The organism is Pseudomonas sp. KBS0710, from assembly GCF_005938045.2.
In the GTDB taxonomy this organism is placed as follows: domain Bacteria; phylum Pseudomonadota; class Gammaproteobacteria; order Pseudomonadales; family Pseudomonadaceae; genus Aquipseudomonas.
Genome location: NZ_VCCF02000001.1, coordinates 3,207,805 through 3,228,120, shown reverse-complemented (window position 1 = coordinate 3,228,120; position 20,316 = coordinate 3,207,805). Strand labels below are relative to the sequence as shown.

General features: G+C 60.6%; 18 protein-coding genes and 1 pseudogene. 11 read left to right on the top strand and 8 right to left on the bottom strand.

All coding sequences use genetic code 11. The annotated features are described in order from the left end of the window. Positions 1-256 precede the first annotated feature (256 nt). From rpiB to FFI16_RS14350, 3 genes are all read left to right on the top strand, one after another. Positions 257-718, top strand: a complete 462-nt coding sequence (gene rpiB, locus FFI16_RS14360) for a ribose 5-phosphate isomerase B (RefSeq protein WP_016969738.1) — start codon at positions 257-259, stop codon at positions 716-718. A gap of 63 nt (positions 719-781) precedes the next feature. Next, complete coding sequence (locus FFI16_RS14355) at positions 782-1,762, top strand: sugar-binding transcriptional regulator (protein WP_017135920.1); 981 nt, start codon at positions 782-784, stop codon at positions 1,760-1,762. A gap of 299 nt (positions 1,763-2,061) precedes the next feature. Beyond that, entirely contained in the window at positions 2,062-3,618 is a 1,557-nt protein-coding gene (locus FFI16_RS14350) for a TerC family protein (protein ID WP_138815742.1), read from the top strand. 100 nt (positions 3,619-3,718) lie between these two features. Here the strand turns inward: FFI16_RS14350 and FFI16_RS30875 are convergent. Beyond that, a pseudogene (locus tag FFI16_RS30875) lies at positions 3,719-3,931 on the bottom strand (thioredoxin domain-containing protein); the annotation flags it as partial. Between the two features lie 93 nt (positions 3,932-4,024). Next, positions 4,025-4,273 carry a hypothetical protein gene (locus FFI16_RS14340; protein ID WP_138815743.1) on the bottom strand — a complete coding sequence of 83 codons (249 nt, stop codon included), beginning with the start codon at positions 4,271-4,273 and terminating at the stop codon, positions 4,025-4,027. A gap of 334 nt (positions 4,274-4,607) precedes the next feature. Here FFI16_RS14340 and FFI16_RS14335 point away from each other — a divergent pair, with 334 nt between their 5' ends. From FFI16_RS14335 to FFI16_RS14300, 8 genes are all read left to right on the top strand, one after another. Then, a complete protein-coding gene (locus tag FFI16_RS14335; protein WP_138815744.1) occupies positions 4,608-5,456 on the top strand; it encodes a transporter substrate-binding domain-containing protein in 849 nt (282 codons plus the stop codon). 52 nt (positions 5,457-5,508) lie between these two features. Continuing rightward, complete coding sequence (locus FFI16_RS14330) at positions 5,509-6,171, top strand: amino acid ABC transporter permease (RefSeq protein ID WP_138815745.1); 663 nt, start codon at positions 5,509-5,511, stop codon at positions 6,169-6,171. A gap of 11 nt (positions 6,172-6,182) precedes the next feature. Further along, on the top strand, positions 6,183-6,845 hold the full coding sequence (locus FFI16_RS14325; RefSeq protein ID WP_138815746.1) for an amino acid ABC transporter permease: 663 nt from the start codon (positions 6,183-6,185) through the stop codon (positions 6,843-6,845). After that, on the top strand, positions 6,842-7,624 hold the full coding sequence (locus FFI16_RS14320) for an amino acid ABC transporter ATP-binding protein (RefSeq protein WP_056859508.1): 783 nt from the start codon (positions 6,842-6,844) through the stop codon (positions 7,622-7,624). The genes FFI16_RS14325 and FFI16_RS14320 overlap by 4 nt, the downstream gene beginning before the upstream one ends. A 15-nt stretch (positions 7,625-7,639) precedes the next feature. Then, positions 7,640-8,029 carry a RidA family protein gene (locus tag FFI16_RS14315; protein ID WP_010210958.1) on the top strand — a complete coding sequence of 130 codons (390 nt, stop codon included), beginning with the start codon at positions 7,640-7,642 and terminating at the stop codon, positions 8,027-8,029. Positions 8,030-8,197: 168 nt separating this feature from the next. Beyond that, positions 8,198-8,962: an IclR family transcriptional regulator gene (locus tag FFI16_RS14310; protein WP_138815747.1), complete on the top strand. Its 765-nt coding sequence runs from the start codon at positions 8,198-8,200 to the stop codon at positions 8,960-8,962. A gap of 9 nt (positions 8,963-8,971) precedes the next feature. Then, a complete protein-coding gene (locus FFI16_RS14305; RefSeq protein ID WP_138815748.1) occupies positions 8,972-10,180 on the top strand; it encodes an amino acid deaminase in 1,209 nt (402 codons plus the stop codon). A 113-nt stretch (positions 10,181-10,293) separates the two neighbouring features. Continuing rightward, complete coding sequence (locus FFI16_RS14300; protein WP_138815749.1) at positions 10,294-11,199, top strand: sugar kinase; 906 nt, start codon at positions 10,294-10,296, stop codon at positions 11,197-11,199. Between the two features lie 79 nt (positions 11,200-11,278). Here FFI16_RS14300 and FFI16_RS14295 read toward each other — a convergent pair whose 3' ends face one another. From FFI16_RS14295 to FFI16_RS14270, 6 genes are all read right to left on the bottom strand, one after another. Continuing rightward, complete coding sequence (locus tag FFI16_RS14295; protein WP_010564624.1) at positions 11,279-11,554, bottom strand: peptidylprolyl isomerase; 276 nt, start codon at positions 11,552-11,554, stop codon at positions 11,279-11,281. Between the two features lie 43 nt (positions 11,555-11,597). Next, a complete protein-coding gene (locus FFI16_RS14290) occupies positions 11,598-14,135 on the bottom strand; it encodes a PAS domain-containing sensor histidine kinase (RefSeq protein WP_138815750.1) in 2,538 nt (845 codons plus the stop codon). 140 nt (positions 14,136-14,275) lie between these two features. Further along, positions 14,276-16,231, bottom strand: a complete 1,956-nt coding sequence (locus FFI16_RS14285; RefSeq protein WP_138815751.1) for an acetoacetate--CoA ligase — start codon at positions 16,229-16,231, stop codon at positions 14,276-14,278. 171 nt (positions 16,232-16,402) lie between these two features. Then, positions 16,403-17,176 carry a 3-hydroxybutyrate dehydrogenase gene (gene hbdH, locus FFI16_RS14280; protein WP_138815752.1) on the bottom strand — a complete coding sequence of 258 codons (774 nt, stop codon included), beginning with the start codon at positions 17,174-17,176 and terminating at the stop codon, positions 16,403-16,405. 7 nt (positions 17,177-17,183) lie between these two features. Beyond that, positions 17,184-18,575, bottom strand: coding sequence for a GntP family permease (locus FFI16_RS14275; RefSeq protein ID WP_138815753.1), 1,392 nt, complete (start codon positions 18,573-18,575; stop codon positions 17,184-17,186). A gap of 288 nt (positions 18,576-18,863) precedes the next feature. Further along, the gene (locus FFI16_RS14270; protein ID WP_138815754.1) at positions 18,864-20,270 is read right to left on the bottom strand and encodes a sigma-54-dependent Fis family transcriptional regulator; all 1,407 of its coding nucleotides are present in this window, start codon (positions 20,268-20,270) and stop codon (positions 18,864-18,866) included. Between the last annotated feature and the right edge of the window lie 46 nt (positions 20,271-20,316).

The window sequence follows — 20,316 nt, the reverse complement described above, 5'->3', positions numbered from 1 at the left end:
ATTAGGTCGCACAGTCATGTTTCCCTGTGATCATATGTGTATCAAATGAAATTCTGATCAGTCAATCGCTTTCATTAAAAAGTTATAAATACGCCTGTTTGCGCAAAAATGGCCTGTTTATACGGCTTTGACTGGGAGGTCAGCTAAAACGCGCTTGACAGAAAGGGCGTAATGCTCGAGAAATAACTGAGCTAAATTTCATAGAGTGATCATATGATCAGTCTAAAGCACCTAAACGGCAGCGGAGCCAGACGCCATGAACACACCTTTCCCGGTGGCTATCGGATGCGATGAAGCGGGTTTTGAGCTCAAAGAGCTGTTAAAGCGCCATATCGAGGCGTTGGGTTACCCGGTGACCGACTTCGGCACCCATTCCACCGCGCCGGTGCTGTACCCGGACATCGCGCTGGCGGTGGCCACCGCCATCAATGCCGGGCAGCAACGCTTAGGTGTGCTGGTGTGTGGCACCGGGATCGGCATGGCCATCTCGGCCAATAAAGTGCTGGGCATCCGTGCGGCCCAGGCCCACGACACCTATTCGGCGGAGCGCGCACGCAAGAGCAACGATGCACAAATCCTGTCTATTGGCGCACGGGTGATCGGCGCCGAGCTGGCCAAAAGCATCGTCAAATCGTTTCTGGAGTCGGAGTTCGAGGCGGCGCGTTCCGGGGCCAAGGTCGAGCGTATCAACGCGATCGAGCGCGATGGGCATCAGTAGTGGACGGGACGGGGCAAGAGTCGGGAGAATGCGCCTTTGACGCCGAAACGGAAGCCCGTCCCCATGAGTGACAGTACCCAGCGCATCGCCAGCGATATCGATCAGATGACTGAAGTGGCGATGCTCTATTACCTTGAGAACGTCACTCAGGAGGCCATCGCCAAGCGCTTCGACCTGTCGCGGGCCAAAGTCAGCCGCTTGCTCAAACGTGCGCGCGACGAAGGGATTGTCGAGGTGCGGGTGTTGCAGCACCCGGCAATGAACAACGAGCTGGAGCGCGCGCTGGTGGAGCGCTTCAAGCTCGACCGCGCGTTGATCGCGGTCGACCACAGCGAACCCGACACCCAGCGCTCGGCCGTCGCCAGCCTGGTGGCCAACTACCTGAACAAAACCTTGAGCGACGGCATGATCGTCGCCGTCGGCATGGGCCGTAACGTCGGCGCGGTGGCCGATAACGTGTTTTTGCCGGTGACGCGCAACTGCACATTTGTCTGCGCTATCGGCGGTTCGCTCAAGGCGGGCGAATACATGAACCCCGACCATATCTGCCGACGCCTGGCCCTGCGTTTTGGTGGCGAGAGTGAAAGTTTGTATGCGCCGGCACTGGTGGCCAACCCGGAACTGCGCGGCGTGCTGATCAACAATGACACGGTGCGCTCAACCCTCGACCGGGCGCGGCGTGCAGACATTGCGCTGATCGGCATTGGTGACATGAGCGAGAACAGCAACATGGTGCGCATGGGCTGGTTCTCGCCGCAGGAAATCGCCCAGGCGCGCTTGTCCGGCACGGTGGGCGACATGATGGGGTATGACTTTATCGACATTCATGGGCAGCCGGCGGTCAACGCGATTCAAGGGCGAGTGATCGGGTTGACCGTGCAGGAGTTGTTTCGCATCCCGGATGTGGTGGCGATTGCCAGCGAGAACACCAAGGCGGCGGCGACCTTGGGCGCGTTGCGGTCTGGGGTGATTAATACGCTCGCCACCACGGTGACGAATGCGCATACGATTCTGGCGCTGGATGATGCAACGCGTAAGTCCTGATCAGCGTTGACCCGCAATGTGAAGCCAGCTCCCACAGAGGTTATGGGTTGGGCTTACAGATTTTGTAATAGTTTTGCAGTGTGGGAAATTTGAGTTTCGACTGTACGATTCAAGTCCTTTTCCCATTGCAGGACTTGCATGAACACCCTCTCGGAGCCTCCCAGTCGTCTTTCCCCAAGACATTCACTGTCGCCGTTCCTGCTCAAGCACCCCGTATTCCGATTGCTAACCTTGTCCCGGTCCACTGACCGCGCCTTGCCGTGCCCGGCATTCTGAAATCAACTACGAGACTTTTATAAATGGAATGGTTAGCGGATCCAACGGCCTGGCTCGGCTTGTTGACCTTGATTGTGCTGGAACTGGTGCTGGGCATCGACAACCTGGTGTTTATTGCGATTCTGGCCGACAAGTTGCCACCGGAGCAGCGCGACCGCGCGCGGTTGATCGGGCTGTCCCTGGCATTGCTGATGCGCCTGGGCTTGCTGGCGAGTATTTCGTGGATGGTGACGCTCACCCAGCCGTTGTTCGAGGTGTTCGGCAAGGGCTTTTCCGGGCGTGACCTGATCATGCTGTTCGGCGGTGTGTTCCTGTTGTTCAAAGCCACCATGGAATTGCATGAGCGCCTTGAGGGGCATGTGGCGCAACGCACCGGCAATGCCACTTACGCGATGTTCTGGCCGATCGTCGCGCAGATCGTGGTGCTCGACGCGGTGTTCTCGCTGGATGCGGTGGTCACGGCCGTGGGCATGGTCGATGAGCTGGCGGTGATGATGATCGCCGTGGTCTTCTCCATCGGCCTGATGATCGTGGCGAGCAAGCCGCTGACGCGCTTCGTCAATTCGCACCCGACAGTGATCATGCTGTGCCTGAGCTTCTTGATGATGATCGGCCTGGTGCTGACCGCCGAAGGCTTGGGTTTCCATGTGCCTAAAGGCTACCTGTATGCGGCCATGGGCTTCTCGATTGTGGTGGAGTTGTTCAACCAGTTGGCACGTGCGCGCCGCAAGAAGTCGGCGCAAGGCACCTTGCCGGTGCGCCAGCGTACCGCCCATGCGGTGATGCGTTTGCTCGGCGGCCGCAGTTTGGCGGTGGAGGGCGTGGATGATGACGTCGCTGACCTGCTGGGCGAACCGGATGCCGGCCAAGGCCCGCTGTTTGATCGACGTGAACGCGTGATGATCAGCGGTGTATTGCAATTGGCCGAGCGGCCGATCCGCACCTTGATGACGCCACGGGCCAAGGTCGACTGTATTGATCTGGCGGACGACGCCGACACCATCCGGCAAAAACTGATGCATTCGTCCTACTCGCGCCTGCCATTGATCCGCAACGGCGCTGTGGATGAGCCTTTAGGGTTTGTGCATAAAAAGGAGCTGCTCAAGGAATACCTGGCCGGTAACGAGCCGAACCTTGAGCACCTGGCGCGCCGGGCGGTCAATTTGCTGGAGAGCTTCTCAATCCTTAACGCCCTGGAGCAGATGCGCCAGGAGTCGACCCACATTGCCTTCGTGATCAACGAATTCGGCGACTTCATGGGCGTGTTGAGCATGACCGACATTCTCGAATCCATCGCCGGTGAATTGCCCGATGCCAGCGAAATCGAAGGGCCGGATATTGTCGAAGAGGGCGAGGGCTACCGCGTCAATGGTGCCTTGAACCTCAACCTGGTGTGTCAGCGTACCGGCTTCAAGGCTGCCGCGACCGAAGATTATCAAACCCTCGCCGGATTGGTCATGAGCCTGCTCGACCGCCTGCCCGTGGTGGGTGATAGCCTGGAGCATGAGGGCTGGCGCTTGACCGTCGCGGCGGTTGAGGAGCGGCGGGTGACGCAGGTGTTGCTGGTGCGTAGTCGCTGAACACGTCCTCCAGGAATTCTTCCTGATATCGTGGGTCACCGATGCCCTTGAGGTTTTCAACCTCAAGGGCATTTTTGTACACCACCAATGTGGGCGTGCCGTCTACGCCATTGATTTTGGGGGTTTGGGTCGTGTCCAACAGCAGGCATTTCACGCGGCCGGCGTATTTGTCGGCAATGCGATTGAAGTGTTGGCCAGCTCCCATGCACGCCGGGCAGTAAGGGGAGGTAAACAGCGCGATAACCAATGGGTGTTCTTTCAGGATGCGTTGGTATTCGTCGAGGCCATGAATAACCGTGTTTGCAGCGCCCATGATGATCTCCTAGTGTGCCCGGCCAACAGCTTGCGGGTACGCTAAATCGAGAGATCGTCAGCGTCTACTGTCAACCTTCACAGGTAGACATGCTCACGCATCCTTGTCCCGCTCCACGCGCTCGCGAGCCTTGCGCGCCTGGCTTGCACACTTCCTGTATTCCTCGTTATCCCTGGAAGCCTTGGCCCGGCGATAGCCGTGGTGGTTCTGGCTGGTGTAGTCAGTGCCGAAGGCTTCCTTGAGCTTTTGCAGTTCTTCCTTGCATTCGTGACGGTCGTTGGCGGCCGAAGCGTTGCCGGCAGCCAGCAATGAAAGCAAAACCAGAGCGAGACTGAGCTTCATGGGCAAGGGCGTCCTTGTTGGCGTGGATGTGCAAAGGCTAGTCCAGTGTGAGGATTTATCCACGACGCGCGCGCACTGCAAGGGTGCGTGGTAACACCGTGGTGGCGCACTCGATTGGGGCCTGTCACCGGTGTGTGGGGCCTTGGGTAGCAAGCCGGTTCGCAATGCTGGCGTAACGCCGCGTCCTGGCCGATTAACTATCCATATGATTTAAAACGAATTTATCCCTGGCATGTTTTTCTGTTAACGCGTGTGGCACACTTTCTGCTGTCTATTCCGTTGTTACATACTAAGTTCCGGTATAGCGGAATACACAACTCCTGGAGTGCTTGTCATGCATCACCGACCTTCCGTGTTTAAAGCGTGTGTTTTTCTCTTCGCCGCATCGGCTTCCCTCGCAAGCGTTGTGCACGCGGCGGACAGCAAGCTCGATGATGTGCTCAAGCGTGGGCATCTCATCGTGGGTACAGGCAGTACCAATGCGCCGTGGCACTTCCAGGGAGCGGATGGCAAGTTGCAGGGTTTTGATATCGACATCGGCCGCATCGTGGCTAAAGGCTTGTTCAACGACCCAAGCAAGGTCGAGTTTGTGGTGCAGTCGTCTGACGCGCGTATTCCCAACCTGCTGACCGACAAGGTCGACATGAGTTGCCAGTTCATCACCGTCACCGCCAGCCGTGCGCAGCAGGTTGCCTTTACCCTGCCGTACTACCGCGAAGGCGTGGGCCTGTTGCTGCCGAATAACAGCAAATACAAAGAAATCGAAGACCTGCAAGCCGCCGGCGATAGCGTGACCGTGGCCGTGCTGCAAAACGTGTATGCCGAAGAGCTGGTGCACCAGGCCCTGCCTAAAGCCAAGGTCGACCAGTACGACAGCGTCGACTTGATGTACCAGGCCGTGAACTCCGGCCGTGCCGATGCCGCCGCCACTGACCAGTCCTCGGTCAAGTACCTGATGGTGCAAAACCCGGGCCGCTACCGCAGCCCGACCTACGCCTGGAGCCCGCAAACCTACGCGTGCGCGGTCAAGCGTGGCGATCAGGACTGGCTGAACTTCGTCAACACCGCACTGCATGAAGCCATGACCGGCGTGGAATTCCCGGCCTACAAAGCCTCGTTCAAACAATGGTTCGGTGTGGATTTGCCGGAACCTGCGATCGGTTTCCCGGTTGAGTTCAAGTAAATCGTAAATCCTGGGGCGTCGCTGACGGCGCCCCGATCAGGTACTGCCGACCATGAACTATCAGTTGAACTTTGCCGCCGTGTGGCGTGATTTCCCCAGCTTGCTGGCGGGGCTCGGCCTGGGCCTTGAACTGGCCTTGCTGTCGATCGCCATCGGTTGCGTGATCGGCCTGATGATGGCGTTTGCGATGCTGTCCAAACACCGTGCGTTGCGAATATTCGCCTCGGTGTATGTGACGGTGATCCGCAATACGCCAATCCTCGTGCTGATCCTGTTGATTTACTTTGCACTGCCCTCGCTTGGGATTCGGCTCGACAAGATCCCCTCGTTCATCATCACCCTGTCCTTATATGCCGGTGCTTACCTGACCGAAGTGTTCCGCGCCGGGCTGTTGAATATTCCCAAGGGCCTGCGTGAAGCCGGCTTGGCCATCGGTTTGGGTGAGTGGCGGATCCGCGCCTACATCACCGTGCCGGTGATGCTGCGCAACGTGTTGCCGGCGCTGTCGAACAACTTTATTTCGCTGTTCAAGGACACGTCGCTGGCGGCCGCGATTGCGGTGCCGGAGCTGACCTATTACGCCCGCAAGATCAACGTCGAAAGCTACCGGGTGATTGAAACCTGGATGGTCACGACCGCGCTCTATGTGGCGGCCTGTTACCTCATTGCCATGCTGCTCCGTTACCTGGAACAGCGTCTGGCGATCCGTCGTTAAGGAGGGTTTGCATGTACGAGTCCCCAAGCTGGCTGCATGAATTGTGGATCGCCCGGGATACCCTCTGGGCGGGGTTTCAAACCAGTATTTATTGCTCGGTGCTGGCGATTATCTTTGGCACGCTGATCGGCATTTTTGCCGGGTTGATCCTCACCTACGGCAAATTCTGGATGCGCGCGCCGTTTCGTCTGTATGTCGACCTGGTGCGCGGTACGCCGGTGTTTGTGCTGGTGCTGGCGTGTTTTTACATGCTGCCGGCGCTGGGTTGGCAGATCACCGCGTTCCAGGCCGGTGCGGTCGGTTTGACGCTGTTCTGTGGCTCCCACGTATCGGAAATCGTGCGCGGTGCGCTGCAAGCTATTCCCCGTGGGCAACTGGAAGCGGGCAAGGCGATTGGGCTGACATTCAAACAGTCGCTGGCCTACGTGCTGTTGCCCCAGGCATTGCGCCAGATCCTGCCGACCTGGGTCAATTCCTCCACCGAAATCGTCAAGGCCTCGACCTTGCTGTCGGTGATCGGCGTGGCCGAACTGCTGCTCAGCACCCAGCAAGTCATCGCACGTACCTTTATGACCCTGGAGTTCTACCTGTTCGCCGGGTTTCTGTTCTTTGTCATCAACTACGCCATCGAGTTATTCGGGCGCTACATTGAAAAGCGGGTGGCCTTGCCATGAACCAACCTCAAACCAACCAACCGCTGCTGAACATTCGTGGCCTACGCAAACAATATGGCCAGGTCGAAGTGCTCAAGGGCGTCGACTTGTCCATGCAGCGCGGCAACGTGGTGACATTGATCGGCTCCAGCGGCTCGGGCAAGACCACCTTGCTGCGTTGCGTCAACCTGCTCGAAGAGTTCCAGGGCGGGCAGATCAGCCTGGACGGTGAGTCCATCGGCTACAGCGAAATCGCCGGCAAGCGCGTGCGCCACCCCGAGCGGGTGATTGCCCAGCACCGCGCGATGACCGGCATGGCCTTCCAGCAATTCAACCTGTTTCCGCATCTGACGGCGTTGCAAAACGTCACCCTCGGCCTGCTCAAGGTCAAGAAAATGGGCAAGGACGAAGCGGTGGCCCTGGCCGAAAAATGGCTGGACCGCGTGGGCTTGCTGGAGCGGCGTAATCACTTCCCCGGCCAACTTTCCGGCGGTCAGCAGCAGCGTGTGGCGATTGCCCGCGCCATTGCCATGAACCCCAGCCTGATGCTGTTTGATGAAGTCACCTCGGCCCTCGACCCGGAATTGGTGGGGGAGGTGCTGAGTGTGATCAAGGGCCTGGCGGAAGAGGGCATGACCATGTTGCTGGTCACTCACGAAATGCGCTTTGCCTATGAAGTGTCGGACAAGATCGTCTTCATGAACCAGGGCCGCATTGAAGAGCAGGGCGCGCCGAAGGAGATTTTCGAACGCCCGCAATCGCCGCGCCTGGCGGAATTTTTGAAGAACATTCGTTTTTAATCAGGAGCAATTTTTATGAGCATTACTCGTTACGGTGCCGGTAGCACTGCCGGCGGCGGTCAGCCGCGTCCTTTCGCTCGCGCTGTGGAAGCCGACGGCTGGCTCTACGTCTCGGGCCAGGTGCCGGCGGTGGACGGTGAAATCATCACCGGCGGTATCATCGAACAAACCCGTCAGACCATGCGCAACGTGGTGGCGATTCTGGAAGAGGCCGGTTACGAACTCAAAGACGTGGTGCGCGTCGGCGTATGGTTGGAAGACCCACGGGACTTCTGGAGTTTCAACAAAGTGTTCGGCGAGTACTTCACCCCGGAACATGCCCCGGCACGCGCCTGTGTGCAGGCCAACATGATGGTGGACTGCAAGGTCGAGATCGATTGCGTGGCCTACAAGAAAAAAGGCTAAATGCCCCTCTCTTGACGCCAACATAGATCAAATGTGGGAGCGGGCTTGCTCGCGAAAGCGGAGTGTCAGCGAATGCATTTATAACTGATCCACCGCATTCGCGAGCAAGCCCGCTCCCACAGGGGATCTGTGTTGATAGCAACACCTTTTACCGGGACCGAAATTGCCATGACCGAAGACACCATCAAACGCCGCGCCAAAGGATTGGACCGTGCATTCGATATCCTCGATTTTCTCAAGGAGATCGGCCAGCCCCTGCGTCCGAATGATATTGCCAGTGGCATCGGCAGCCCCAAATCCACGGTCTATGAACTGGTTGCGTCCTTGCTCGAGCGGCGCATTCTGGAAACGGTGGGCAAGGACGGTCACGTCTACCTCGGCCGCCAGCTGTACTTTCTCGGCCAGGCGCACCTGCGCCATTTCGACCTGACCCGCGAGGCCGACCACGCCTTGCAGGAGATCGTCAGCCAGACCCATGAAACCGCGCAGATGTGCCTGCTTAACGGGCGCAAATACACGGTGGCGCTGATGCGCGAAGGCGAGCGGCATTTTCGTATTTCCTCGGACATCGGCGAAAACGCGCCAATCCCCTGGACCGCCTCCGGGCGCTTGTTGCTGGGGCACTTGAGCGACCAGCAGATCATCGACCTGATCGACTACGACGACTTCATCCTGCCGGACGGCCAGCGCCTGCCACTGGAAACCTTTCTGGCACAAATCCGTCAGGCCACCCTCGATGGGTTTTTCTCCTTCGACAGCGTGGCCGACACCTTCACCCATTGCTTTGCCGCCCCGGTGCGGGACGCGCAGGGCATCAGCATTGCGACCTTGTGCATCGTTGCACCGCGCGCCGATGCGATCAAAAACTACAACGACTATCGCCGGGTGTTGATCGACAGCGCCAACCACCTGGCCCGGCGTATCAACGAATAGGAGTACTTCATGTCTGCCCTCAATGCCGTTGAAAAAGGCGCCGCTGCCGTCGGTGCCCACTTGGTGCGCGACGTCAGCCTGCCGGCCCTGGTGCTGCACCGTGACGCGCTGGAACACAACATTCGCTGGATGCAGGCGTTTGTCAGCAACAGCGGCGCGCAGCTCGCGCCCCATGGCAAAACCAGCATGATGCCGGCGCTGTTCCAGCGTCAGATCGAGGCGGGCGCCTGGGGTATCACCCTGGCCAATGCCGTGCAGACCCGCGCCGCCTATGCCGGTGGCGTGCGCCGCGTGTTGATGGCCAACCAACTGGTGGGCGCGCCGAACATGGCGTTGATTGCCGACCTGCTGGCAGACCCGGAGTTTGACTTCCACTGCATGGTCGATCACCCGGACAACGTCGCCGACCTGGGGCTGTTCTTCGCCGCCCGTGGCCTGCGCCTGAACGTGATGATCGAATACGGCGTGGTCGGCGGCCGTTGCGGGTGCCGCAGCGAGCAGGAAGTGCGTGAGCTGGCCAAGGCGATCAAGGCTCAACCAGCCCTGGCCCTGACCGGTATTGAAGGCTACGAAGGTGTGATCCACGGCGAACACGCCGTCAGCGGCATCCGTGACTTCGCCGCCAGCCTGGTGCGCCTGGCCGTGGACCTGCAAAACAATGGCGCGTTCGACTTGCCCAAGCCGATCATCACCGCCTCGGGCTCGGCCTGGTACGACCTGATCGCCGAATCGTTTGAAGCGCAAAACGCCGCTGGCCGTTTCCTCAGTGTGTTGCGCCCCGGCAGCTACGTGGCCCACGACCATGGCATCTACAAAGAGGCGCAGTGCTGCGTGCTCGACCGTCGCAGCGACCTCAACGAAGGCCTGCGCCCGGCCCTGGAAGTCTGGGCACACGTGCAATCGTTGCCCGAGCCTGGCTTTGCGGTGGTTGCCCTGGGCAAGCGCGACGTGGCCTACGACGCTGGTTTGCCGGTGCCGCTCAAGCGCTACAAGGCCGGGATTGTGCCGGCTGAAGGCGATGATGTGACCACGTGTAAAGTCACGGCGGTGATGGACCAGCATGCGTTCATGACGGTGGCACCGGGGGTTGAGTTGCGTATTGGCGACATCATCTCCTTTGGTACTTCGCACCCGTGCCTGACCTTCGACAAGTGGCAAGTGGGTTGCCTGGTGGATGAGCAGTCGCAGGTGATCGAAACTTTGCATACCTGTTTCTAGACCGCGTCGTGGCCATCGCAGGCAAGCCAGCTCCCACAGGTTGAAATGCATTCCAACTGTGGGAGCTGGCTTGCCTGCGATGAGGCCCTCCAGCACACCGAGAGACCCAAGGCATGAACACAAACCCGCGCATCGCCCTGATCGGCGAATGTATGATCGAACTGCAACACCGCGCCGATGGCAGCCTGCAACAAAGCTTCGGCGGCGACACCTTGAACGCGGCGGTGTACCTGCGCCGCGAGTTGGGCGCGGTCGGTACGGTCGATTACGTGACCGCCCTGGGCGATGACAGTTTCAGCGATGCCATGTGCCAGCAATGGACCGATGAAGGCCTCGGCCTGGGCATGGTCCAGCGCCTGCCCGGACGTTTGCCTGGGCTGTACTGCATCCAGACCGACGCCAACGGCGAGCGCAAATTCCTCTACTGGCGTAACGAAGCCGCTGTGCGCGACTGCTTTACCACACCGGCAGCCGAGCCGATCCTGGCGGCGTTGCCGGAGTACGACGTGGTGTATTTCAGCGGCATCACCCTGGCGGTATTGGGCGAAGTCGGGCGTGAGCGCTTGCTGCAAACCCTGGTCGACACCCGCAAGCGCGGCGGCCGGGTGGTGTTCGACAACAACTATCGCCCGCGCCTGTGGGCGAGTGTCGACGCGGCGCGCGCGGCGTATCACCAGGTGTTGGCCGAGGTGGATATCGCCTTGCTGACCGAGGATGACGAGCGGGCGCTGTTTGGTTATGCCGACAGCGAGCAGGTGTTCGCGGCGTACCCGGCGATTGCAGAAGTGGTGCTCAAGCGTGGCTCTGATGAGTGTTTGATCCGTTGTGATGGCGAGCGCTTTGCGGTGCCGGCGTTGAAGGTCGAGAAGGTAGTGGACACCACGGCGGCGGGGGATTCGTTCAGTGCGGCGTATTTGGCCAGTCGGCTCAAGGGCGGTTCGCCTGAGCAGGCGGCGTTGGCTGGACATCGGTTGGCGAGCCGGGTGATTCAGGTGCCGGGGGCTTTGATCCCTCGGTGAATGGCCGCCTGTGGCGGTTCGCAGGCAAGCCAGCTCCCACACAGATCGTACCCACGCAGAGCGTGGGTACGATCTGTGGTCAGTCGCGGTAAAACACCTGCACCAGGTGATAGCCGAACTTGCTCTTGATCGGCCCGTGCACCACTTTCACCGGCTTCTTGAAGATCACCGCATCAATCACCCCCACCATCTGCCCAGGCCGCACTTCACCCAAATCACCGCCGCGCTTGCCGGACGGGCAGGTGGAGTACTTTTTGGCCAGCACATCAAACGCTTCGCCCTTGGCAATGCGCTGCTTGAGCTGTTCGGCTTCTTCGCTGGTTTTCACCAGAATATGACGGGCTTGGGCTTTCATAACGTTCTACCAGGTGTGCGACGGCGCGCGATTATGCCTGAACTCATTCGTCAACGTTGATCATGCTGCGGATTTTAGTCGCCAGCAGGTCGATGGAAAACGGCTTGGCCACCATGTCCATGCCGTCCTCCAGGAAGCCCTGGCGTTCGGCGGCTTGTTCGGCGTAACCGGTCATGAACAATACGCGCAGGCCTGGCCGGTGCTGACGGGCGATTTCCGCCAACTGTCGGCCGTTCATGCCCGGCAGGCCGACATCGGTGACCAGCAGGTCCACACGCAGATCCGATTCCAGCAGCGGCAGCGCGGTGCGTGAATCCGCCGCCTGATGGGCGGTGTAGCCCAGCTCACCGAGCACATTGACCACCAGCATGCGCACCGCCGGGTCATCCTCGACCACCACCACCGCTTCACCGGCGAGTGCCAACGGCGCTTCGCCGAGGTTCGGCGGCAAGCTGCTTTCCAGCGCGGTGCCATGCAGGCGCGGCAGGTACAGGCGCACGCAAGTGCCCTGGCCGGGTTCGCTTTGAATCGTCACATGGCCGCCGGACTGCTGGGCAAAGCCGTAGATCATCGACAACCCCAGGCCGGTGCCCTGGCCGATGGGCTTGGTGGTGAAGAACGGGTCGAACGCCTTGGCCAGAATCTTCGGCGCCATGCCGGTACCGTTATCGCAGACACCGAGCATCACGTAGTCGCCGGCTTTGACCGGCTCCAGCGTGGTGATATCGGTGCCGTCCAGGTAACTGTTGGCGGTTTCGATGAGTAATTCGCCGCCGTCCGGCATCGCGTCGCGGGCGTTGATCACCAGGTTGAGCAAGGCATTTTCCAGCTGGCTGGCGTCGGTGTTGACCGGCCAGATATCCTTGCCCAATTGCACTTTGAGCGTGATATGCGCGCCTTTGGTGCGCCGGAACAAGTCTTCCAGAGACGCCACCAGCTCGTTCGGGTCCAGTGGCCGGCGGTCCAGCGACTGCCTGCGGGAGAACGCCAGCAGGCGGTGGGTGAGGGCGGCCGCGCGATGGGCCGACGATACCGCCGCATCGGTAAAACGGCCGATTTCGTCGCTGCGCCCGGCGGCGATATAGCGCTGCATCAAGTCCAGGCTGCCGATGATGCCGGTGAGCATATTGTTGAAGTCATGGGCGATGCCGCCAGTGAGCTGGCCGACCGCTTCCATTTTTTGTGCGTGGCGCAGGGCGTCTTCGGCGCGCTCACGCTCGAACATCTCGTTTTGCAGGCGCTGGTTGGCCTCGGCCAGTGCCTGGGTGCGCTGGGCCACGCGCTCTTCAAGGTTTTCATTGAGGTGGCGCAGGGCTTCTTCGGTGAGTTTGCGTTCGGTCTCATCGATCACAAAAATGTAGAAACCATTCACCGAGCCGTCATTGCTGAAGCGCGGCAAGTACTTCATCAGCGCGTGGCGCGGCCGGCCGTCGCGGTGCGGGGTGATGGTCATGAAACTGCAGGCCTTGCCGCGCAGCGCGGCGTCGATCTTGTCCGCGCGCCCGGCATAGACCTCGTCGCCCAGCACTTCGCGGATGCTTTTGCCGTACAGCTCCTGGGGCGTCATGCCGTACCACTCCAGGTAGGCGCTGTTGTTGAGGCGAAAGCGCTGTTCGTGGTCGACATAACCGATCAGCACCGGCATGGCGTTGATGATCAGTTGCAGCTCGGTCTGGCTTTGGCGCAGCGCCTGTTCGGTCTGTTTGCGCTCGGTCAGGTCCAGCGCGGCACCCAGGAAGCGTGCCGGGCGGCCTTGGTGGTCCTTGTAGCAGCGGCCACGGGCAAACACCCAGCGCACCTGGCCGTCGGCTTGCAGCAGGCGGTATTCCTCGGCGTATTCGGTGCCGAAGGTGATGCAATGCTTGATGCTGCGCGCGACCATGCCGCGGTCTTCGGGGTGTACGCCGTGCAGGTAGTCGCTGATGGGCAAGAGGCCGGCGTCATTCGGGTCGACACCGTGCAAGTGGGCGAAGTGGGCGTCGGCAATAAAGCGATCCTCGCCGATGTCCCAGTCCCAGGTGCCCACCGCATCGGTCGCCGCCAGGGCCAGTTGCAGGCGCTGTTCGCTGTTGTGCTGGGCCTTGAGGCTGTCTTCGGAGCGCTGTTGCAGTTCGAGGGTTTTGCTGCGGCGCTCGTTGGTCTCAATGGCAGTGACCAGGATCCCGGCCACGCTGCCGCCTTCGTCGCGCACCGGGCTGTAGGTGAGGTCGAGCCAGATGTCGGTGTCGCGGTTATTGCGTTGCAGCACAAAGCGCTGTTCGCTGAAGGTGCGCACCTGGCCGCCGAGCACTGCGTCGTAGATCGGCGCAGTAAAGCTCTCAAGCTCCGGCCAGGTGTCATGGGCCGGTTGGCCCAGCGCCTCGGGATGCTTGTTGCCCGCGAGCAGGGCAAAGCCATCGTTGTACAACTGGATGAGTTGGCTGCCCCACAGCAGCAACATCGGCATCGGTGAATGGATGACGATATCGACGGCTGTGCGCAGGCTTTGCGGCCAGTCATCAGCCTCACCGAGCGGGCTTTGCGCCCAGTCCAGCCGCGCAATCAATGCAGCGGCTTCGCTACCGGTGGATGTTCCATTCATGTAAAAGCCCTGCACCTGACACTTTGAAATACGACAAAAGCCGATTATCCCGCGAGACGGGAACGGCTGACTACCCCTCGAAAAATAGCATGCATTGAGGGTTTGTCTTCAAATCAGTGCGTCAGAGCTGAAACCTTTCATCAGTCTGCCAGCTCAGGGCGGTTGCGAAACTGTTCCAGCGCCTGCGGATTGGCCAGGGCATCGGTATTTTTGACCGGCTCGCCATGCACCACATTACGCACTGCCAGTTCGACGATCTTGCCGCTGATGGTGCGCGGTATGTCGCTGACGGCGAGGATCTTCGTCGGTACATGGCGCGGCGTGGTATTGGCGCGGATCACCTGGCGAATCTGCTGCTCCAGGGCTTGGTCTAGTTCAACCCCTTCATTGAGGCGCACAAACAGCACCACCCGCACATCGTCCTGCCAGCGTTGGCCGATGGCCAGGCTTTCCAGCACCTGCGGGATTTTTTCCACCTGGCGATAAATCTCTGCCGTGCCGATGCGCACACCGCCGGGGTTGAGCACCGCGTCGGAGCGCCCGTGAATCAGCAGGCTGCCATTGGCGCGCTGCTCGGCGTAGTCGCCCTGGGCCCACACGCCGGGAAACTGGCTGAAATACGCGGCGCGCAGTTTGGTCCGGTCGGGGTCATTCCACAGGCCAATCGGCATGGCCGGAAAATGCCGGGTACACACCAACTCGCCTTTTTCCTCGATCAGCGGCTGGCCCTGGTCGTCCCACACTTCGATGGCCATCGCCAGGCTCTTGCACTGCATTTCGCCGCGCCGCACCGGCAGCACCGGGTTGCCGATCACAAAGCAGGAGACGATATCGGTGCCGCCCGACATAGACGACAGGCACAGCTCGGCCTTGATCTCGCGGTACACATAGTCGTAACTCTGCGGCGACAGCGGCGAGCCGGTCGAGATCAGGCCTTTGAGGCTGCCTAAATCGTGGCTCAGGCGCGGTTGCAGGCCGGCCTTTTCCAGGGTGGCGAGAAACTTGGGGCTGGTGCCGAATACGCTGATTTTTTCCGCGTCGATCAGGTCGATCAGCCGTTCGGGGCCGGGGTGAAACGGCGAGCCGTCATACAGTACCGCCGTGGCACCCAGGGCCAGCACCGACACCAGCCAGTTCCACATCATCCAGCCGCAGGTGGTGTAGTAGAACAGGCAATCTTCGCGCGACAGGTCGGCGTGCAGGCCGTGTTCCTTGAGATGGGTGAGCAGCACGCCGCCGGTGCCGTGGATGATGCATTTGGGCACGCCGGTGGTGCCGCTGGAGTAAAGGATATACAGCGGATGATCGAACGGCACCGCGACAAATTCAGGCTCGCCGCCGGGTTGGTAGAAGTCGTCCCACAGTGCGACCCTGGCGTGGGTGCGGTAGTCATCGATGCGTGCCTGGGCCCGTGCATACGGCACGATGATCAGCTGTTCCAGGGACGGCAGGCGTTCGAGGATTTCATTGAGCTTGGCGCTTTGGTCGATGTCCTTGCCGGCATAGCGATAGCCCGCGCAGGTGATCAATACCTTGGGCTCGATCTGGCCGAAACGGTCGATTACGCCTTGGGTGCCGAAGTCCGGCGAGGAGCACGACCAGATCGCGCCCAGGCTGGTGGTGGCCAGCATGCCGACCAGGGTTTGCCAGGTGTTGGGCATGCACGCGGCTACGCGGTCGCCCTGGGTGACACCGCAGGCGCGCAGACTCTTTTGCAGCCCGGCAACGTGTGCGGCCAGTTCGGCATAGGTCAGCTGTTCGCGTTGGCCGTGTTCACTGACTGCTACCACCGCCGGGTGGTCATCCCGACGGCGCAGCAGGTGTTCGGCAAAGTTCAGGGTCGCGCCGGGAAACCACTCGGCGCTGGGCATTGCCGCGCCTTCGATCAACGTGGTGCTGGGCGGGCTGCGAAAATGCACGTCGAAGAAGGCGGCGATCGCCTGCCAGAAGTCGGCGCGCTGGTCGATGCTCCATTGGTGCAGGGCGGGGTAGTCGCCGAGCTGCACGTTGTAGCGTTGGTTGATGAAGCGCCGGAACTGGTCCATTCGCGTATTGGCGATGCGTTCGGGGGAGGGTTGCCAGAGGATCTCGGACATTGCGCAATCTCTTGTTCTTAGATGAAATCTACCCAACAACACTGAGCCAATGTGGGAGCGGGCTTGCTCGCGAATGCGGTGGGTCAGTTACAAACTTGCTGGCTGACACTCCGCATTCGCGAGCAAGCCCGCTCCCACATTTAAAATCTCATGTGTCTGGAGTGGCGGGTTTTACTGGGCCAGCCAGCCGCCATCGATGTTCCACGCGGCGCCGCGCACTTGGGCGCCAGCCTCACTGCACAGAAACAACACCAACTCACCCAGCTGCGGCGGCGTCACAAACTCCAGCGAGGGTTGTTTTTCCGCGAGCAAATCATGCTGCGCCTGCTGCGGATCAACGCCCTTGGCCGCGCGATCATCAATCTGCTTTTGCACCAGCGGCGTCAACACCCAGCCTGGGCAGATGGCATTGCAGGTGACGTTACCCGTGGCGGTCTCCAGGCCCACCACCTTGGTCAGGCCGATGACACCGTGTTTAGCCGCCACATACGCCGCCTTGCCCACCGAGCCGACCAAACCATGCACCGAAGCAATATTGACGATGCGCCCCCAGCCCTTGGCCTTCATGCCCGGCAAACTCAAACGCGTGCTGTGGAACACCGACGACAGGTTGATCGCGATGATCGAATCCCAGCGCTCCACCGGGAAGTCCTCCACGGCCGCCACATGCTGAATGCCGGCGTTGTTGACCAGAATGTCGACGCCGCCGAACTCGCGCTCGGCGTAGGCAAGCATGTCGGCGATCTGCGCCGGGTCGCTGACGTCCGCCGGGTGATGCCCGACCTTGCCGCCGAATGCCTGCACCTGGGCGACCGCCGCACTGGCGTCGCCGAAGCCGTTGAGGATCAGGTTGGCACCGGCCTCGGCCAGGCTCAGTGCGATGCCCAAACCGATGCCGCTGGTGGAGCCGGTAACCAGGGCGGTCTTGCCGTTCAAAGTCGTCATGAAAACCTCACACAATGCCGGTGGCGTAGAAAGTACCGATCACCACGAAGACCGCGAGGGTCTTGATGATCGTGATGCCGAAAATGTCCTTGTAGGCTTCTCGGTGGGTCAGCCCGGTGACCGCCAGCAGGGTGATCACCGCGCCGTTGTGGGGCAGGGTGTCCATGCCGCCGCTGGCCATGGCCGCGACCCGGTGCAGCACTTCAAGGGGGATATTGGCCGCATGGGCCGCCGAAATAAAGCTCTCGGACATCGCCGCCAAGGCGATGCTCATGCCGCCCGACGCGGAGCCGGTGATACCGGCCAGCAAGGTCACGGTAATCGCTTCGTTGACCAGCGGGTTGGGGATGCCCTTGAGCCAGTCCGCCAGCACCAGAAAGCCTGGCAGCGAGGCGATCACCGCGCCGAAGCCGTATTCCGAGGCGGTGTTCATGGCCGCCAGCAGCGCACCGCTGACCGCGCTTTTACTGCCTTCGGCGAGTTTGCTTTTGATCGCCGACCAGCCGAACACCAGCACAATGACGATGCCCACCAGCAACGCCGCCTGTACCGCCCAGATCGCCGTAAGCTTGGCAATTTCGGTGGTGACCGGCGTGCTCATGCCCGGCAGGCTGAGGCTGTGGGTCTTGCCATACCACTGCGGGATCCAGTGGGTGAACAGCAGGTTCATCACGCCCACCAGAATCAGCGGCGACAGCGCGATCCATGGGTTGGGCAGCGCCAGGTTGTCGGCGGTTTCCGGCTCATTGCGCAGCTCGGTGCCATAGCCTTCACCGGCGCGTTGCGCCTTGTTGCGCTGGCGCGCCAGGTAGAGCATGCCGGTGCAGAACACGAAGACCGTGCCGATCAGGCCCAGCCATGGCGCCGCCCAGGCAGTGGTGTTGAAGAAGGTGCTGGGGATGATGTTCTGGATCTGCGGCGTGCCGGGCAGGGCGTCCATGGTGAACGAAAACGCACCGAGGGCGATGGTCGCCGGGATCAGGCGCTTGGGAATATCGCTCTGGCGGAACATCTCCGCCGCAAACGGGTACACCGCAAACACCACCACAAACAGCGACACGCCGCCGTAGGTGAGCAGGGCGCAGACCAGCACAATCACCAGCATCGCCTGGCGCGTGCCGAGCAAGCGGATGGCGGCGGCCACAATCGAGCGCGAAAAACCCGACAGCTCGATCAGCTTGCCGAACACCGCGCCGAGCAGGAACACCGGGAAATACAGTTTGATAAAGCCGACCATTTTTTCCATGAACACCCCGGTAAACGCGGGCGCGACGGCGGACGGGTCGGTGAGCAACACGGCGCCGAGGGCGGCGATGGGGGCAAACAGGATAACGCTGTAGCCACGGTAGGCAGCCAGCATCAGCAGCGCGAGGGCTGCCAGGGCAATGATCACACTCATGGTGTGTCTCCAGATCGAATTGTTATTTTTGTGGGGTGGTGCGTTGGAGAGGGGCTATAGCGAGATGTGTGCCAAGTAACTAAGTTATTGAAATATATTAATATTTATAATTTTTATAACTGAGAATTTGCATTTTGTCTCGGTTCAGAGACAAGTACATATCCAATGTGGGAGCGGGCTTGCTCGCGAAAGCGGTGTATCAGCCAGCAGATTTGTTGCTGAACCACCGCATTCGCGAGCAAGCCCGCTTCCACATTAGATTGTCTTTATAGTGAGATTTGTGTCTCTTTATTGGGATTCGCTGATGCCCAGCGCCACCATCTTCTTGTACAGCGTCGATCTACCCAACCCCAGCCGCTTGGCCGCTTCCACCACATTGCCTTCACAGGCCTTGAGTGCCGTCGCAATCAGCTGCCGATCAAACCGCTCCCGTGCCGCCGCAAATGTCTCGCCCTCGACTGTTTCCACGGCCCCACGCGCCACCGGGCTGAACGTCCCGATCGCCGCGCGAATCTCTTCGGCATCCAGCACCAGGTCATCACCCAACAACGCCGCGCGCTCCAGCACGTTGCGCAGCTCACGGATATTGCCTGGCCACGCATGCTGCGCCAGCAACGCCAGGGCCTCGCGGTCCAGCTCATGCTGGCTGCGCAGTTCCTCGAGAATCGCCTCGCTCAACGCCGGAATATCTTCCAGGCGCTCACGCAACGGCGGCACCTGGATCGGCAGTACGTTCAGGCGGTAATACAAATCCGCCCTGAATTCGCCGCGCTTGATCGCCGCTTCCAGGTCCATGGAGGTGGCGGCAATCACCCGCACATCGCTGTGCACCATCTCGTTGGAACCCACCGGCTCGTATTCCTTTTCCTGCAATACGCGCAGCAGTTTGCTTTGCAGCGGCAGCGGCATGTCGCCGATTTCATCGAGGAACAGCGTGCCGCCCTGGGCGATCTGCAACTTGCCGGGGCGGCCCTTGCGGTCGGCACCGGTGAAGGCGCCTGGCGCGGTGCCGAAGAACTCGGCTTCGAGCAGGTCGCCGGGAATGGCCGCGCTGTTGATGCTGACAAACGCCTTATGGGCGCGTGTGGAGGCGCCATGAATGGCCTGGGCCAACAGCTCTTTACCGGTGCCGGTCTCGCCCAGCAGCAACACCGGGGACTCGGCACTCGCACTGCGCCGCGCCCGGCGTTTGACTTCCAGGCTGGCGTCGCTGGTGCCGATAAAATGCGCGAAGTTGTATTTGCTCTGGCGTGAACGCAACAGTGAGCGGGTGGAGGCCAGCTCCTGTTGCATGCTCAGGTAGCGCTCGATCAGCGGCGACAAGTTGCGCAGCTCATCAAACAGCGCAAACCCGATTGCGCCGATCACCGCGCCTGCGTCATCGTGGATCGGCAGGCGCATCACCACCAACGGGCCTTTGGGCGTGTCCTGGATATCCAGCAGAATCGGCTGGTCGTTGCGCACCACCTGGCGTAGCAAGCTATTGGAAATCACCTGCTCGCACGGTTGGCCGATGGCTTCATCGGCGCTTTTAAGGCCGAAACGCTTGGCATAGCGCTCGTTCATCCACACGATATTCGCGTCGCGATCGACAATCACCGTGCCTTCGCTGGACTGCTCGATAATCTCGAACAGCGACTGGATGGCCAGGCCGCGAACCTGCTGGTAGTCCTTGAGGCTGTCGCTGATGTTCATATTTATGCCGTCAACACCAATGGAGGGTGGAGTCGCAATCCTGTGG